The organism is Brevibacillus humidisoli (assembly GCF_020923435.1).
Classification (GTDB): Bacteria; Bacillota; Bacilli; order Brevibacillales; family Brevibacillaceae; genus Brevibacillus_E; species Brevibacillus_E humidisoli.
Genome location: NZ_CP087263.1, coordinates 3,335,185 through 3,351,798 on the forward strand (window position 1 = coordinate 3,335,185; position 16,614 = coordinate 3,351,798).

Sequence of the window (16,614 nt, forward strand, 5' to 3'; positions counted from 1 at the left end):
AACCCTTTTTTTTTCGATTTTGCTGCTTGTGGTACAATCGTGACAAGAAAATCGGGGAACGGGGAAGAGTCGTTTATGGCGAATATCAGACAAATCGCAGCGTTGGCTGGTGTATCTGTCACTACCGTGTCGCGCGTGTTAAACAACCATCCCTACGTGAGCAAAGAAAAGCGGGAGGCTGTGCAAAAAGCTGTGCAACAATTGAATTACGTCCGCAACAGCAACGCCGTTCATCTCAAAAAGGGGAAGACGTTAACCATCGGCGTCATCCTTCCCTATCTGAACAACCCCTATCTCAACGCACCAGTTGAAGGGATTGTAAGCGAAGCGTTGAGAAGCGGGTACCGGGTTACCCTGTGCCAGACCGACTATCGCCCTGAACAGGAAAGCGACGCGCTGGACATGCTGAAAACAAAGGAAGTAGACGGCATCGTCATCTGTTCACGCTCCAACTCTTGGGAACAGTTGGTTCCTTATACCCAATATGGCCCGATTGTCGTCTGTGAAGATTCCGGCAAATGGGCGATCTCTTCTGTCTACATCGACCATTATCGCAGCTTTCTGCTCGGCATGAACCACTTGATCAGCAAAGGGCATCGACGGATCGGCTACTGCATTGGACGGAAAAACAGCCATACCAGTCAAGCTCGTCGACAGGCTTACTATGACGTACTGGCTGCATGGGAAGAGCCGGTACCAGTCAGCGAGGAGTGGCTGTTCTACGAGCATCTATCCATCGAAGCTGGTATCGAAGCGGCACGCAAACTGTGCAAGCTGCAGGTCCGACCGACCGCGATGATGATGGCGTCTCATCAATCTGCTGCAGGAATGGTCACAGAGTTGAGAAAACAAGGTATCCGCGTGCCCGAAGACCTCGCCGTGATCGGGTTTGATACTGATCCCATCGCTCAGATTCTGGACATCACCGCCGTAGAACATCCAAGCATGGAGGTGGGCAGAATCGCCTTCAACCTCTTATATCAGCATATCCATGAACGTACCTATGTCCCCCAAAAATGTGAAGTCCCATTTTGTCTCGTCGAACGCTCCACAGTCTGACAGAGCCTGTGTTGGACCGTTGATAGCATTCAAGCCCGTCAGTTATGCCCGTCCATTATGCTCCCCCGCTATGGCATGGGGAAAAAGGTGCACCATGCAGAGTGATAACCAATCATACGTAAAAAGGCGGCAAACTGCCGCCACAATGTGTAGAAAATCATTCACCCCCATCAGATTTTTAAAATCAGGTTCAAAACTGCCGCAATAGTTGCACCAAGTACCAGTCTATTTAACCACATAAGGGTATTTTTGATCTCTTTTACATCTTGCGCAACGGAATCTAATCGCTGCTCGATCATCGCTTGTCGTACCTCAAGGTGACGGACGCGATCTTCAAGTTGATTTTCCATCATCTTCACCCGCTTTCATTACTATCAGTATATAGCACTGAATGATTCTTGGTACGGGCTGTCAATTGATGGATGATCGCGTTTTATTTGCTCGGTTGATGGTTTTGCTCCGTTTATATAAATGCTTTTTTCAACGCTTTTTTCAAGTGAAAAGTCCTTGTGACCGCTTGCGGGCGGCAACAAGGACCCGATCATTGAGACTTCATCATACTTCGGAAATACCGGATGGCGCAAAAAACTTCTGCAGCACAAGCGTAGCCGCTCCGATTGCCGCACTGTTTTTCCCCAGTTGGGACGTTACGATCTTTACATTCTCCAGCTCTTTATGCATCAATCGTGCACTCACCGTTTTACGCAGCGGTTCCAGTACATACTCTCCTGCCCGGGCCACGCCACCGCTTAGGATAATCAGGGAAGGGTTGAGGGTGTGAATCACGTTGGCAACACCTACTCCGAGGTAGCGGCCGGTTTGGGCCAGCAGATCAATCGCAACCTGATCACCCTGCTTTGCCGCTTCGTACACCATATTTCCGGTGATCTCTTCCGACGCCCCCCACTCTGCCAGCAGCGTGGATTTGCCTTGTTCAATCGCCTCTCGCGCTCTCCTGGCGATTGCCGAACCGTCGGCGAGCGCTTCCAGACAGCCCCGGTTGCCGCAGCAGCAGGGAGGGCCATCTATGTCAACGGTGGTATGACCGATTTCCCCCGCAGTATGGGACATCCCATGAAACAACTGGTGATTCAGAAAGATTCCGGCCCCGATGCCTGTACCGACGTACATAGAGATAAAGTTGGCCACTCCTTGCGCCTGACCAAACCAGCTTTCCGCCATCGCTTGAGCGCGAACATCATTATCCACTTCCACCGGCAGTTGGAACTCTTCTTCCAGCACATCCTTGACGGGCACATCCCGGAGGTCTGGATGGGGAGCAAACAAGGCTACGCCGTTTTCGGGATTAACCAGCCCATGCATGCCGACGCCAATCCCCAGTATCGGCTTCTGCGACAGCTTCACTTCATCGATCACGGCACGGATCGCCCTTTTCACCGTATCGAGGAACTCCTCGGCAGACGGACGACTAGGCAGGCGGGAGACTGTTTCTTTCACAACGGTATTGTCTAGTAATGTGGCAATCACCCTGAGGGTTTTGGCACCGGCATTTACACCGATCACACAGAAAGCTTCCGTGTTGATGCGCAAGAGAATCGGCTTCCGCCCTCCCGATGACTCCCCTAACGTGCTCTCGATGACAATCCCAGATTCGAGCAACTCTCCAACAATATTGGTTACCGTCGGCGGCGTTAGCTTGCACATTTTTGCAATCTCCGCTCGTGATATGGGACCATGGAGCCGGATCAGATTTAAAATAACGGACTTGTTGACAGACTTCATCCATTGAAAGCTGCCAATCTGTATCGTATCTGCCATGTAAGTCAATCTCCTATTTCTGATTTCGTTGCAGCGCACTTCTTAACGAATAAGTATATCAGGCCGCTCATCTATCTTTCCACTCACGATTGCTGCTCTGATACCTCCTGTATGCCTGACGCAGGTGTTCCGCCGTTTCCTCGACAGCGTGCGGATTACAGGGCGCCCACGCTCCCATCTCGGAAGAAGCATAGTACTTGATCTGGTTAGGTCCGCGCAGCGGCGTATAAAACTCGATGTGAAAATGGTAGAAAGCCTCTACATCCTCTCCATTAACCGGCTTCTGATGCAAGACCATCATATAGGGAAACAACCGGTCAAATAAGGTGTCCATCGCTCCCGTCATATCCTTCAGCATCTCAGCCAAGCTCCGTCTTTCCTCCGCAGAGAATGCGCTCAGCGATGTTTTGTGAGATTTGCTGGCGATGAACAATCCATACGGGTAATCTGTGAAAAAAGGGATGTAGGCGAAAAAGTGCTCGTTCTCGTGGATCATCCGCTGTTGAAACCGTTGTTCTTCCTGATTGATGTCACAGATGAGACAGCGACCTGACGTTTCATAATGATGCTGACAGTTTTCCAGCTCGACTCGCACTTTTAGTGGCACGTGAGGATAGGCATAGATTTGACCGTGGGGATGAGGCATGGTGACCCCGCATTCCTCGCCACGATTCTCGAAGATCAGAATATACTTGTGGTTGAGATCCTGGCTTAATTGGACAAACCGATCCGTCCACAGGTTGATCAGCTGCTCAATATGCTCGACAGAGAGCTGCGGCAATGTGGTCGTATGCTCGGGAGAGTAGAGGATCACCTCGCATTTTCCCTTTGCAGGCCTTGTCGGGTAGAGAACAGAACCGACCGGATCTGGCTCTGGCGGATCGGGCATCAGCACAGGAAAGTCGTTATCGTATGTATGAACGACATAGTGGTCGGGAACCTTGCCGGATCCAGGACAAAACGGACAGATGTCTTTTGGCATGTTGGGACGGTGCTGCCGGTTGCCGGCGACCATCGTCCAGTCGCCAAGAAGCGGATTGTAACGCAACTCTGTCAATTGCATTCCCTCCATTGAATCAGTATGGTATAGTTAAAGAACGAATAGTTTATAAATTAATTTAATTAACTATGTAACCATCTTAATATAGCTGATTTTGCTTTTCAATCTTTTTATTCCGGTCAGGAAGCAAGGAGGAGGAGCAGCAGATGCGAACGGATCAACTCCAGTACCAACGTTGGCTGAACGAAGAGAGCTTAGACCCTACCCTCAAAGAGGAATTGCGACAGATAACCGAAGATTCGGAAATTGCAGAGCGTTTTCATCGCTATCTGGACTTCGGCACGGCCGGTCTACGCGGTCTGATCGGTGCAGGTACCAATCGGATGAACATCTATACCATCCGTCGCGCGACAGCCGGCCTGGCCGGGTATCTAAAAAAGCAGAACATCGAGCAAAAAGGGATCGTGATCGCTTATGATACCCGCAACAAATCGCGTCTATTTGCTCAGGAAGCGGCTGGAGTCCTGTCCTACTTAGGCATCCCGGTCTATCTGTTTGCTGAGGTCTGCCCTACTCCCATCTTATCTTTCGCTGTCCGTTATCTGCACGCGGCCGGCGGGATTGTGATTACGGCCAGCCACAATCCACCGCAATACAATGGATTTAAGGTATACAACAAAGATGGGGCCCAGATTCCCGATCAGGCAGCTCGCGCCATCCTTGAGGAAATCAGCCGAATCCCCAATGAATTCACCATTCCGGTCCTGCCCTTGGAGGATGGACAAAAGAGCAGACGGATCCGCTTTGTCGGCGTGGACGTGTATCAGGCCTACTACCAAAACGTCTATGCTCTCTCGTTACTGCCTGTACGAGAACGAGGGAAGTCCGGCCAAGCCCTATCCATAGTCTATACGCCGCTGCATGGTACCGGCACGCCACATGTGTGCCGTGTGCTGCAGCAGTTGGACAACATCGCGCTTCACCTGGTTGCTGAGCAATCTAATCCTGACCCGTTCTTTTCCACCCTCTCCACCCCCAATCCCGAAGATCCTGCCGCCTATTCGCTGGCGATTCGCACAGCAGAGACGAGCGGAGCAGACATCATCTTTGCTACTGATCCCGATGCTGATCGTCTGGGGATCATGGGACGAAATGACCAGGGAGAATACGTTCTGTTTAACGGAAATCAAATCGGCGCCTTGCTCCTCTCCTACGTGCTGGAGAGAAAAAACCAGCTTGGGGTGCTGCCGCAAAACGGTGTGATGCTGAAGACGATTGTCACTTCCGATTTGGGACGCGCCATTGCCGCTGCTTACGGAATCGAGACCTGTGAGACCCTGACCGGATTCAAGTACATCGCCGAAAAAGTCGCACAGTTGGGCGCGCGTGGAAGCCACTCATTCCTCTTTGGCTATGAGGAAAGCTGCGGTTACCTAATCGGTGATTTTGTTCTGGACAAGGATGCTGTACAAACGGCATACCTCGCCGCCGAGATGGCCCTCTATTTTCACGCAAAAGGACAGACGCTCTACCAAGCACTGCAGGAAATCTATCAAACGTACGGTTACTACCGGGAAGAGCAGCTGTCCGTCATGTTCCAGGGAAGTGATGGAGCCGAGCAAATGAACCAACTGATGAGCTGTCTTCGTCAACAGGCGGTGGAAGAGTATCAGGCAGCCCGTACCTCCGGCATTGCGATCAAGTCAATCAAGGATTATGCAAACGGTCTGGATGGGCAGCCACCAGCCAATGTGCTAACCTACATGCTGGCTGACGGCAGCGCGATCACCTTTCGCCCATCGGGTACGGAGCCCAAACTAAAGGTGTATCTCCGGACCACAGATCGCACTCAGCAAGCGGCTGAGGCCAAGCTGTTGCAGTTACAAGCGATTGCCAACGGGATGCTTTCCTAAAAGAAAGGCGGATATCTGCCTCCTATCCGCCTCTTCCCTATGCTTATTTTTTTGCAACGTATTTTCTGATATCAAAGGCGACGGCAGCCACGATGATCAGACCTTTGATGATCAACTGCCAGTATGGGTTGACACCGATAAACGTCAGCCCATAGTTGATCACCCCGAAGATCAGAACGCCCGCGACAATCCCTGCAACCGTACCAATTCCTCCCGAAGTGGAGACTCCGCCCACCACGCAGGCAGCGATCGCATCAAGCTCGTACATGTTGCCGTAGTTGTTGGTCGCCCCACCGGTTCTGGCTGCTTCCAGCACGCCACCAAGACCGTACAAGGCGCCAGCAAAGGCATAAATGACCATCAGGTTGCGAGCCACATCAATTCCCGAAACGGTAGCCGCCTGCACATTTCCGCCGATCGCGTACATGTTTTTGCCCAACCGCGTTTTATTGAATACGATCCAGACCAAGAAACAGACTGCCGCGGCGATAAGCACAATATAGGGCAATGAATAAGGGCCGTTCGGTCCGATAAAACCTGTCCCCAGATTGGAGAAATCCTCACGCAGTCCGCCAATCGGCTGGGATTGGTTCGGTTCCAGGTCAAAATAGATCGAGTTGACCCCATACACCATGACCATCGTTCCCAATGTGGTGATAAAAGGCGGAACATGAAACTTGGCGACGATAAAGCCGTTAATCAGGCCTACTAAAAGACCAGCCAGGATCGCCAGCAGGATCGGCACTACCATCGGCAGTTCAGGCAGATCGGGAAAAAATCGTCTCGGATAATCTTCCAACTGCAGCATGGAAGCAGACAGAACAGCTGACAGACCGACGACACGTCCTGCCGATAAGTCTACGCCCCCCGATATGAGAACAAAAGCTGCTCCCAAGGCGATAATCACTCGTGTAGACGATTGCAGCAGGATGTCACGAATGGTTGTAACAGCTAAAAAACGTGGATCCCAGACAGCAATCCCGATGATAAGGACGAGTAAGACGATAAAAATGGCATACTGAGAGACAAAACCCTGAATCTTGTTAGCGCGCAAGCTGACCACGGCACCACTTCCTCCTTTTCATCCGAAATGTCTGGTGGCAAGACGCATGATCTCTTCTTCCGTTGCGTTTTGCCCTTCGATGATCCCTGAAACCCGTCCCTCACACATCACCATGATGCGATCGGACATGCCCAACAATTCCGGCATTTCAGAAGAGATCATGATGATACTTTTTCCTTGCTTGGCCAGATCGGCAATCAGCGAGTAGATCTCATACTTGGCCCCGACGTCAATACCGCGTGTCGGTTCATCGAGCAGCAAGATGTCCGGTTCGGTCAGCAGCCATCTGGCCAGCAGTACCTTTTGCTGGTTGCCTCCTGACAAGTTTTTGATCAGTGTTTTTAGCGAAGGGGTTTTTACTCGCAGCTGCTCCACGCTTTGCTGTGCTGCATCTTTTCGCTTTTTTTCATCCAGCAGTAGATAACGGGTCTCGTATCGTGCAAGGTTCGCCACTACCGAATTTTCCAAGACCGGCAGCACCGGAAAGATACCGGTTACCCGCCGTTCTTCCGTTAACAGGGCAATTTTCTGTTTCTTGGCGTCCTTCGGTGATTTGATGTGCACCTGTTTTCCATCGATGTAGATGTTCCCTCTCGCCACTGACCTCAGGCCGAAGATCGCTTCCACCAGTTCCGTGCGCTGTGCGCCGACCAGTCCGCCTATCCCCAGTATCTCGCCTCGACGCAGTTCAAAGGAAACCTCCTGGAATGATTTAGGGATCGGAGAGGTGAGGTTTTCCACCCTCATGATCACGTCTCCCGGAGTATTGCTCCGTTCCGGGAACCTCTGTGAAAGATCTCGTCCCACCATCCTGGAGATAATCAGATCCGTCGTGAGCTCCGAGGCATCCCATGTGCCGATCAGCTTGCCATCGCGCATGATCGTAACCTCATCGGATATGCGCAGGATCTCCTCCATCTTGTGTGAGATGTAGATGATCGCCACTCCTCTGCTTTTCAACTGATGAATAATCGTAAAAAGCTGCTCCACTTCATTCCCGGTGAGCGAAGAGGTCGGCTCATCCATCACGATCACCCTAGAATCAAAAGATACCGCCTTTGCAATCTCCAGAGACTGTATTTTGGAGACGGAGAGGCTGTTCACGAGTGTTGTCGGGTCAATGTCCATTTCCAGTTCTGTAAACAGCTTTACCGTGTCGTGATACATTTTTTTTTCATCTACAAAGCGAAGCGGTCCTATCCCTCTCATCGGGAAGCGGCCCAGCCAAATGTTTTCCATCACACTTCGATGCGGAACGGGATGAAGCTCCTGATGAATCATGGAGATACGATGTTGCAAGGCGTCGATAGAACTGTTGATTTCAACCTTGCTTCCGTTCAAGATGATTTCACCGGCGTCGGGTTTATAAATGCCAAATAGACATTTCATCAGCGTAGACTTCCCGGCTCCGTTCTCACCCATCAAAGCATGTACTGTTCCTGGGCGCACTTTCAGCGTTACGTCATCGAGTGCTTTCACCCCTGGAAACTCTTTGCTAATGTGATTCATCTCCAGAATGTATTCACTGTCCGTCATTGTATCGCCTCCTGCCTGGGGATCCGTCCATTCTCCCTTCTTCCTGACACACGAAGCGCTTTTATCAGTTAAGCACGAAGAGCAAGGAAGCAACGTAAGCATACATTGCCCCCTTGCTCTTTGGAGACCCCAGCGAAAAGGTTATTGGGCGTCAGCCATATTTTCCTTCGTGATCTTTTTATACGGAATCCACACGTACTTGCCATCGACAATCTCATAACCGGTGTTTTCTTTGTTGGGGGTTTGTCCCTGTGCCAATACGTGAGCGATATTTAGCGTTGCCTGTCCTTGATTCTTGGCGTCATTTAGCACGGTGCCCAACATCGTTCCTTCCTCCAAAGCCTTGAGTGCCGGGGCTGTCGCATCAACGCCGACAACCGGCATATACTTGTCATCTTGGAAGTAACCCGCAGCCTTTAGCGCCTCGATTGCTCCAAGGGCCATGTCATCGTTGTTGGCCAGTACGGCCTCAATCTTATCGCCTGCCGAAGTGAGGAACGCCGCCATTTTTTCCTGCCCCTTGACGCGGTCCCACATCGCAGTGTCCTCCGCTACTTTTTCCACTTTGATCCCGGCGTCTTCAATCGCCTGCACCGAATATTTGGTGCGAAGCTCAGCGTCCTGGTGACCAGGCTCTCCTTTCAACATGACGTACTGCAGTACGCCGTCTTTATTCTTATCCGCTTCCGGATGCGCTTTCCAGTAGTCCACAATCAATTGGCCGGAGATTGTACCCGACTCCTCGGCTCTTGCCCCAACGTAATAAACTTTGTCCCATTTCTGCATGTCTTCCTCCAACGGCTCCCGGTTGAAGAAGACAACAGGGATGTTCGCCTGTTTGGCTTTGTCGATGATCACACCGGCTGCCGTGCGGTCGACCGGGTTGATGGCCAGTGCATTTACCTGCTTGGTAATAAACAGATCCACTTTGTCATTTTGTGTAGGTTGAGAATTTTGACTGTCGACGATCTCCACTGCCACCTTGTCCTTTGCCGCATCCTCAATCGCATTGCGGACACCGGTCATAAACGTGTCGTCAAACTTGTAAATCGCGACGCCAATCGTGAGGTTTGATGATGCTGTTCCTCCCCCCGACTGGTCTCCTCCGCTGCCGCTCGTACCTGTGGAGCTTGAGCACCCGACCAGTGCGGCCAGTGATCCGATGAGCAATAGAGAAACTGCTTTTTTCACAAAGACCCCCCCAATCAATCATCCTTTTTTGTAACTTAATTAAATTAATTTACTTTCGCCTGTAGGATACAACTTTCAGTAGATTCTGTCAACAATTTTTAAATCGCTTACATTTCCATGATTGCGTCATAATGGAGGTTTTGTCCAGTGGTTCGCAATCAAAAACGCTCTGAGAAAAGTCGTCAGGGGGGGACAAAGTCTGTAGTCACCCTTGCGGTCTTGCTTTAAACCAGCATAGTGGGGGCGCAAAGAGAAAAACAGGTGAGCTCCGACTCTGTTGGCACTGACAAGGCTTTCGCTCACCTGTTTTTCTCTTTGCGCTTCAGGTGGATTGTTCTGCTTGTGGTTTGGTACGGAAGCAGTTCGATGCTGCTGTTTATCGAACAAAATATGCCGTATCCTATTTGTCTCCATCACTCGACCATAATAGAAAGCGGAACAAAGAGGGGATATATGGCGAATCCCCTCTCAGACTGCACGTAGATTTTCTGGTTGAAGCATGGACTCCATCAGCTTCTTCTATACTGCCCAGTTATGAGACATGTTTCGCTTCTTCCGGCAGTTCGATGATCACCTGTTGCCCCACAATCTGTACCGGAAACGAACGAACACATCCGCGATCAGGCGCTTGGACCCATCCATCCTCTACACAGATTTTCCAGTCATGCAGCGGACAGTATACAAACGGTCCGCTGACAATCCCTTCCGCCAGCTTTCCGCCTTTATGCGGACAGCGGTTTTCCAGGGCGTGAATCTCGCCGTCTGACAAGCGAAACAGCGCAATCTCCAGGCTTCCGAGACGAACCACTTTCCCCACCTGTTGGGGAATCTCACTCAGTTGTCCAATCACATAACGCTTCATCTGAATCCACTCCTCTCTCAGGAATGGGACGTCACCTCTGTCCCTTGATAAAATCTGCTGCGAATCGACTCGCTGCTGATCACTTCCTGCCACGGATCACTCCATTGCGCCAGGGCAACCTCGATCCGTGCGAGCAGCTGTGTGCGCTGTTCGTGATCCTCAACGACAGCGTTTCTGATCGATTCAAGTCCCAATCTTTCTACCCACTCCGATGTTCGCTCGCCGTACTTGCCTGTTTCGCGATAATACTGCAGGTAGGCACCTGCAATGTCCAGCACCTCTGCGGTCGTTTTTACCTTGCAAAGCAGATCTGCAGCCCGCAGTTTCACGCCGCCGTTGCCGCCGACATAGATTTCCCAGCCGCCATCCACACCGACAACCCCTAAGTCCTTGATGCCTGATTCGGCACAATTGCGCGGACAGGCGGAAACGGCCATTTTAACTTTTGCCGGAGTTTGCAGTCGCTCAAAATTTTTCTCGATGTCGATGCCTAGTTGAATCGAGTTTTGCGTTCCAAACCGGCAAAAATCGGAGCCCACACATGTTTTGACCGTACGAATGGCCTTGCCGTAAGCATACCCGGAAGGCATCCCCAATTCTGACCAGATGTTAGGCAAATCCTCTTTGCTGACACCCAGAAGATCGATCCGCTGTCCCCCGGTCAGTTTGATCATGCGCACTTGATACTTCTCAGCCACCTCCGCTATGCGCTTGAGCTCGGCAGCCGAAGTGACGCCGCCATACATCCGGGGCACGACAGAGTAAGTTCCGTCATTCTGAATATTAGCGTGCAGTCGTTCATTGACGAACCGGGATTCCCGCTCATCCTCATACTGCTCTGGCCAGACCATCCCGAGATAGTAGTTTACAGCTGGTCTGCATTTAGAGCATCCTTCGGGATTTGACCAGCCAAGCACATGCATCACTTCGCGCGTATGTGTCAAGTGTACGTCAACACCCGATACCTTCAGCTTGGTGGCGACGACCGAGCCCTGATAGGGTTCGGTTGGTACCTGACAGAGATGCTTGGCCAGCACCGCCCCCTGCTCTTGGAGGGGAGCGACTAATCCGTACACCACGCCTCTATGCTCGGCGCACTCGCCTACGGCATACACATGAGGGGCACTCGTCCGCATGAATTCATCGACGACGATGCCGCGGTTAACGGTGATTCCACTCTCTTTGGCGAGAGTTGCATTGGGCCGGATGCCCACGGCCATCACGACCAGATCGGCCTCAACCCGGGTCCCATCAGTGAACTCCACGGCTGCGACCCTTCTGTCACCGATGATCCGTTCGGTCTGTTTCTCCAGCAAAAAGTTCATTCCCTGACGTTCCAGCTCCGTTTTCAGCATCTCTGCTGCCGTCCGGTCCAGCTGGCGTTCCATCAGCGTGTCATAGATATGCACGACGGAGACATTCATCTTTAGATTCAGTAATCCGCGCGCCGCCTCCAAACCGAGCAGGCCGCCGCCGATTACGACTGCGTTTTGATATGATTTCGCGGCCTCGATCATCGTCTCGCAGTCTTTGATGTCACGAAAGGCGATCACTCCCTCCAGGTCCACTCCTGGCACCGGCAGCATAAACGGCAGGGAGCCGGTGGCCAGAATCAATCCATCGTAGGGCACTACCAGTCCTGTGTCGGTCACGACCACCTGTTTATCCGTGTCCACATCGGTTACGGCAGTCCCTGTATGCAAACGGATTCCGTGCTGTTTGTACCAGTCCCAATCATTTAGCACGATATCGGCCATATTGGCATCCCCCGCCAGGACAGAAGAGAGCAGGATGCGATTGTAATTGGGATGCGGTTCCTTACCAATCACGGTGATCTCAAACTGCTCTCTGGCCAGCTTCATGACATGTTCAATCACATTGATGCCAGCCATGCCATTACCGACCAACACAAGTTTCCGCTTGTTCATCTAACATTCTCTCCTCTCCGTGTAACGTGTCAGACTGGTTGCAAACCTTCCCGGCAACCGGCTCTACGCGTATAGCGCAGGCCTTGAAAGAGGGCATGCGGGACTGGGGATCCAACTCAGGCAGAGTTAATCTGTTGATGCACTGTTCCTTCCCCCAGTGAAAAGGTACAAATACGGTATCGGGTCGAATGTGTTGTGATACCTTTACGCTCAACACGATTTCACCACGCCTGGACATCACTCGTGCCGGTGCCCCATCGCTTAGCCCAACACGTTTGGCTGTTTTCGGGTGAATCTGCAAATAGGGCTCTGGCACCTTCGCAAGCAAGGCTGGTGTTCTGCGCGTTTGTGTCCCTGACAGATAGTGATGCATCACGCGTCCCGTCGTTAAGGTTAGCGGGTAGTCAGCATCGGGCGATTCCAGGGGCAGCAGGTGTGCTGCAGGGTAGAGAACCGCCTTTCCATCCGAGTGGAAAAACCGCCCATCTTCAAACAACCGCTCTATGCCAGGGTATTCTTCGCTTCCGCAAGGCCAAAACACCCCTTTTTCGCGCTGGATGCGCTGATAGCTGATCCCAGCATAATCGGCAAGACCGCCCTGACTGGCCCGCCGCAGTTCGTTAAAAATCTCCTCCGCTTTCGTAAACCGAAACCCACTTCCCTTACCAAGCGCTTCCGCCATCAGCCCGATGATCTGCCAGTCGCACTTGGCCAGTCCAGGGGGAATGGCAGCAGCTGTGCGCAGGGTAACCCGCCCCTCCAACGTGGTCATCGTGCCTTCATCTTCCAGATGGGAGGCTGCAGGCAGCACGAGATCGGCCAGCTCGGCAGTTTCAGACAGAAACATGTCAACAACTACCAGCAGATCAAGGCTGCGCAGGGCTTCTTCCACTTTGTGCGCATTTGGAGCAGACACGACCGGGTTGGACGACATGACAATCAGACCGCGCAGTTTCTTTTCCTGCATCGCTGCAAACATCTCATAGGCGGAAACTCCCTTGCGCGGCAGCTCTGCCTCTTTGATCCCCCAGATGTCGGCGATGTGGCGCCGGTGCTCCGGATGTTCGATCAAACGGTAGCCAGGCAGCTGGTCAGCCTTTTGGCCATGCTCACGCCCCCCTTGACCGTTGCCTTGTCCGGTAACCGCCCCATACCCACAGCCAGGTTTTCCGATTTTTCCGCTGAGCAGTACCAGGTTGAGCAAGTTGCGTACATTGGACACACCATTTACGTGCTGCTCCACTCCCCGAGCGGTAAATACCATTCCTGTTTCCGCCTGGCCGTAGGCGCGGGCAGCTGTCACGATCTGCTCCTCAGGCACTCCTGTCCATTCCGCCACTCGATCCAGGCGTACCGTCGCCAAGTGCTCGATCAGTTCCTTGGCTCCCCGCGTGTGGTTCTTGACAAATGACCAGTCGACAAGTCCTTCATCCAGCATCACTTTCAGCATCCCGTCAACCAGTGCTGCATCTGCTCCCGGCTTTACCTGGATATGAAGATCGGCAAGTCTGGTCGTACCTGTGACGCGCGGGTCGATGGCGATGATAAAGGCACCGTTTGCCTTTGCTTTGCGCAAATACGGCATCATCGTCGGCTGACAGTCAGCGATGTTTGTCCCGGCCAGGATCAGACATTGAGCCAGCGGGATATCGGAGAGCGGATTGGTCAGTCCCCTGTCGATGCCGAACGTGAGATTCGCCGCAGTTGCCGCCGACGACATGCAAAACCTCCCATTGTAATCAATAAAGCGAGTTCGCAGCGCAACCCGTGCAAATTTTCCAAGCAGATAGCTTTCCTCATTAGTCAGGGAACCGCCACCGTAGACACCTACTGCATCGGTACCGCCCGACTGCTGCAGTGCGCCAACTTTTGTCGCGAACCAGTTCATGGCCTCCGACCAGGAAACAGGCACCAGTTGACCGTTCTGTCGCAGCAACGGTGTTGTTAAGCGGCTTTTATCAAACGCTGGCACGTGCGCCTCTATTCCTTTTACGCACATCTTTCCATGGACGACGGGATCTTCCTTATTGGCTGACACCACGTGACGAGTCGTAAACGGGGAACGCTCCTGATGCACCAACATCGTGCACTGCATACTGCAGTAAGGGCACTGGGATGGACTGGTGTGCACGACGGTATACGTCTGATTCAACTTGCGAAAATGGCTGTATAAATCATCTCGCATACCATCTCTCCTCCATTCGTTTTAAGTAGCCGATTCAAACTTGCGCGAGGGAACTACCAGCTGCCGCTGCCACCGTTCCCCGACGACCATCATGGTCAGCAGAGCCGCTGCAACGATACCGGTCAGTACGGTTAATCCAACCGCGTATGTTCCGGTCAAATCCCGCATCAGCCCCAGCAGCGATGGCAGGAAAAACCCTCCCACTCCCCCGCAGGCGCCTACAATTCCGGTGATGATACCGATTTGGGCTGAAAATCGTTGCGGAACAAGTTGGAACACCACCCCGTTTCCCAGTCCAAAACAAGCCATCAACAGGAACAAACAAACCAACTCCGCCAAAAACGGGAGCAGCAGGGAAGCTGTACCGAGCAGGAGGGTGATCAGCAAAAACATGACAATCAGCACCCGTACACCGCCCAGTCTATCGGCAATCCATCCGCCAATCGGGCGGAAGAAGCTGCCCGCCAGCACGCAAAGTGTCACAAAATCTCCTGCACGCACACTGCTTATGCCGTACACGTCGTGGAAAAAGATCGGCAAAAAGCTGGACATGCCGACGAATCCGCCAAACGTAATGAAATAGAAATAGTTAAACAGCCATGTATCTCTCCAGCGCAATACATCCAGGTACCCAGACAACGAAATGGGCGCAGGCTTGCCTGGGGCATCTTTGCCCATCAGCACAAAGACCAAGAGGACCAGCAGCAACGGCAGAATCGCCAAACCAAAAACGGGCTGCCATCCGCCAAAATATTCGGCTAGTCGCGGAGCGAACAAGGTAGCCAGCAGCGTCCCGCTATTCCCCGCGCCCGCGATGCCCAAAGCCAATCCCTGATACTGGGGAGGATACCAGCGGCTTGCCATCGGCAACGCCACGGCAAAACTGGCACCGGCAATCCCCAGGAGAAAACCGTAGGCATAAAGCTCCGGAAGCGAACGAGCGGACAACCAAAGCAGCAAAAGCGGCACCAGTGTCAGACAGATTCCGATCACGCCTGTACGCTTGGGACCGATCCTGTCGGACAAGAGCCCGAACAAAATGCGAAAGATGGAACCACCCAGGATCGGGATCGCCACCATCAACCCTTTTTGTGTGGCCGTCAGTTGAAGGTCCTGAGCAATAAACACACTAAGCGCTCCCAACAACACCCAAACCATAAAGCTGACATCAAAATAGAGAAAAGCTGACAACAAACTAGGCCAGTGACCACTCTTTCGAAAACCAGCAAGATCCATCCAATCTCTCCCTCCTTGTCTCTTTGTCATAAAAAAATGCCCATCTCCCCCATAGAAGACAGGCATCGTTGCCAATGAAAGATACGCCGTTGTATCTTTAGCCGTACGATCTGAAGTTTTTAGTCCTGATATTGACAGTTTATGACGATCCATCACATATGTCAACTGAATGTAATGAAAAACTTCACAATCCCGCATTTAACCCGATAGAGATAGACAGATCCTTAGAATTGATGTTATATTATATAACATCAAACTGCGGCAGGAGGTATGTTTCATTGATACACTCCATCCTGATCATTACCGAGTCTCTGCCCGTTCAGCCCATCGCCGAAAGTCTGCAATCTGCAGCATACTCGGTAACACATGTCACGATGAAAGAAGAGACTGCAAAATACATGGCAGAAGTGCAGGCCATCGTCGTTGCTGCCCCATTTGCCTCCTTCTCCACCATCGGTCGCCCGCTATATGAACGTTGTGACATGCCTCTCTTCTGGTGGTGCGGCGAACAACAATCTCTGCCCGATGCAGCAGCCGCCATCACCTGCGACGGCTTACTCTTTCCCACGATGAATTCACAGCAGATCAAATGGACGTTTCAGGTTGGCGCCACTCATTATGCGCAGCGATTGCAGTTTGAACAGGAGCGGAGGTATTTGCAGCTTCGTCTCGAGGAGCGAAAATGGATCGATCAAGCTAAGCGTATTCTCTGTGAATTAAAGAAATTCTCTGAAGATGAGGCATATTCCTTCTTGCGCCAACAAGCGATGAACGAACGAAAAAAAATGGTGGATGTAGCGCGCTCGATTGTCAATGTGTATCGGCTGATTCACGACGAACCCGCGAAAAGGGGGAAGTGACT

The 16,614-nt window shown here is 52.1% G+C and carries 13 protein-coding genes; 3 read left to right on the forward strand and 10 right to left on the reverse strand.

Going from position 1 to position 16,614, the window contains the following annotated elements; genetic code table 11:
* Positions 1-75 precede the first annotated feature (75 nt).
* Positions 76-1,059 carry a LacI family DNA-binding transcriptional regulator gene (locus LOK74_RS16310; RefSeq protein ID WP_230043075.1) on the forward strand — a complete coding sequence of 328 codons (984 nt, stop codon included), beginning with the start codon at positions 76-78 and terminating at the stop codon, positions 1,057-1,059.
* Positions 1,060-1,229: 170 nt separating this feature from the next.
* Here LOK74_RS16310 and LOK74_RS16315 read toward each other — a convergent pair whose 3' ends face one another.
* From LOK74_RS16315 to galT, 3 genes are all read right to left on the reverse strand, one after another.
* Positions 1,230-1,409: a hemolysin XhlA family protein gene (locus LOK74_RS16315; protein WP_230043076.1), complete on the reverse strand. Its 180-nt coding sequence runs from the start codon at positions 1,407-1,409 to the stop codon at positions 1,230-1,232.
* A gap of 205 nt (positions 1,410-1,614) precedes the next feature.
* Positions 1,615-2,838, reverse strand: a complete 1,224-nt coding sequence (locus LOK74_RS16320; RefSeq protein ID WP_230043077.1) for an ROK family transcriptional regulator — start codon at positions 2,836-2,838, stop codon at positions 1,615-1,617.
* Positions 2,839-2,905: 67 nt separating this feature from the next.
* Positions 2,906-3,895 (reverse strand): galactose-1-phosphate uridylyltransferase, encoded by a 990-nt coding sequence (gene galT, locus LOK74_RS16325; protein ID WP_230043078.1) that lies wholly within the window; start codon positions 3,893-3,895, stop codon positions 2,906-2,908.
* 149 nt (positions 3,896-4,044) lie between these two features.
* Between galT and LOK74_RS16330 the strand changes: the two genes are divergently transcribed.
* On the forward strand, positions 4,045-5,751 hold the full coding sequence (locus tag LOK74_RS16330; protein ID WP_230043079.1) for a phospho-sugar mutase: 1,707 nt from the start codon (positions 4,045-4,047) through the stop codon (positions 5,749-5,751).
* Between the two features lie 43 nt (positions 5,752-5,794).
* Here the strand turns inward: LOK74_RS16330 and mglC are convergent, their stop codons facing one another.
* From mglC to LOK74_RS16365, 7 genes are all read right to left on the reverse strand, one after another.
* Positions 5,795-6,814: a galactose/methyl galactoside ABC transporter permease MglC gene (gene mglC, locus LOK74_RS16335; RefSeq protein WP_230043080.1), complete on the reverse strand. Its 1,020-nt coding sequence runs from the start codon at positions 6,812-6,814 to the stop codon at positions 5,795-5,797.
* Positions 6,815-6,832: 18 nt separating this feature from the next.
* Positions 6,833-8,350 carry a sugar ABC transporter ATP-binding protein gene (locus LOK74_RS16340; RefSeq protein WP_230043081.1) on the reverse strand — a complete coding sequence of 506 codons (1,518 nt, stop codon included), beginning with the start codon at positions 8,348-8,350 and terminating at the stop codon, positions 6,833-6,835.
* Positions 8,351-8,491: 141 nt separating this feature from the next.
* A complete protein-coding gene (locus LOK74_RS16345) occupies positions 8,492-9,541 on the reverse strand; it encodes a galactose ABC transporter substrate-binding protein (protein WP_230043082.1) in 1,050 nt (349 codons plus the stop codon).
* Positions 9,542-10,073: 532 nt separating this feature from the next.
* A complete protein-coding gene (nirD, locus tag LOK74_RS16350; protein ID WP_230043083.1) occupies positions 10,074-10,403 on the reverse strand; it encodes a nitrite reductase small subunit NirD in 330 nt (109 codons plus the stop codon).
* A 17-nt stretch (positions 10,404-10,420) separates the two neighbouring features.
* Positions 10,421-12,331: an FAD-dependent oxidoreductase gene (locus tag LOK74_RS16355; RefSeq protein WP_230043084.1), complete on the reverse strand. Its 1,911-nt coding sequence runs from the start codon at positions 12,329-12,331 to the stop codon at positions 10,421-10,423.
* Positions 12,300-14,516, reverse strand: coding sequence for an assimilatory nitrate reductase catalytic subunit NasC (gene nasC, locus LOK74_RS16360; RefSeq protein ID WP_230043085.1), 2,217 nt, complete (start codon positions 14,514-14,516; stop codon positions 12,300-12,302). The genes LOK74_RS16355 and nasC overlap by 32 nt, the downstream gene beginning before the upstream one ends.
* A gap of 21 nt (positions 14,517-14,537) precedes the next feature.
* A complete protein-coding gene (locus LOK74_RS16365) occupies positions 14,538-15,752 on the reverse strand; it encodes a nitrate/nitrite transporter (protein ID WP_230043086.1) in 1,215 nt (404 codons plus the stop codon).
* Between the two features lie 278 nt (positions 15,753-16,030).
* Here LOK74_RS16365 and LOK74_RS16370 point away from each other — a divergent pair, with 278 nt between their 5' ends.
* A complete protein-coding gene (locus LOK74_RS16370) occupies positions 16,031-16,612 on the forward strand; it encodes an ANTAR domain-containing response regulator (protein WP_230043087.1) in 582 nt (193 codons plus the stop codon).
* The last annotated feature ends 2 nt before the right edge of the window (positions 16,613-16,614 follow it).

What these genes read in the sequence shown, in the direction of transcription:
- nirD (WP_230043083.1), bottom strand. Translation starts at nt 10,403, where the DNA reads ATGAAGCGTTATGTGATTGGACAACTGAGTGAGATTCCCCAACAGGTG.
- LOK74_RS16315 (WP_230043076.1), bottom strand. Translation starts at nt 1,409, where the DNA reads ATGGAAAATCAACTTGAAGATCGCGTCCGTCACCTTGAGGTACGACAA.
- LOK74_RS16365 (WP_230043086.1), bottom strand. Translation starts at nt 15,752, where the DNA reads ATGGATCTTGCTGGTTTTCGAAAGAGTGGTCACTGGCCTAGTTTGTTG.
- LOK74_RS16310 (WP_230043075.1), top strand. Translation starts at nt 76, where the DNA reads ATGGCGAATATCAGACAAATCGCAGCGTTGGCTGGTGTATCTGTCACT.
- LOK74_RS16355 (WP_230043084.1), bottom strand. Translation starts at nt 12,331, where the DNA reads ATGAACAAGCGGAAACTTGTGTTGGTCGGTAATGGCATGGCTGGCATC.
- nasC (WP_230043085.1), bottom strand. Translation starts at nt 14,516, where the DNA reads ATGCGAGATGATTTATACAGCCATTTTCGCAAGTTGAATCAGACGTAT.
- LOK74_RS16330 (WP_230043079.1), top strand. Translation starts at nt 4,045, where the DNA reads ATGCGAACGGATCAACTCCAGTACCAACGTTGGCTGAACGAAGAGAGC.
- LOK74_RS16320 (WP_230043077.1), bottom strand. Translation starts at nt 2,838, where the DNA reads ATGGCAGATACGATACAGATTGGCAGCTTTCAATGGATGAAGTCTGTC.
- LOK74_RS16340 (WP_230043081.1), bottom strand. Translation starts at nt 8,350, where the DNA reads ATGACGGACAGTGAATACATTCTGGAGATGAATCACATTAGCAAAGAG.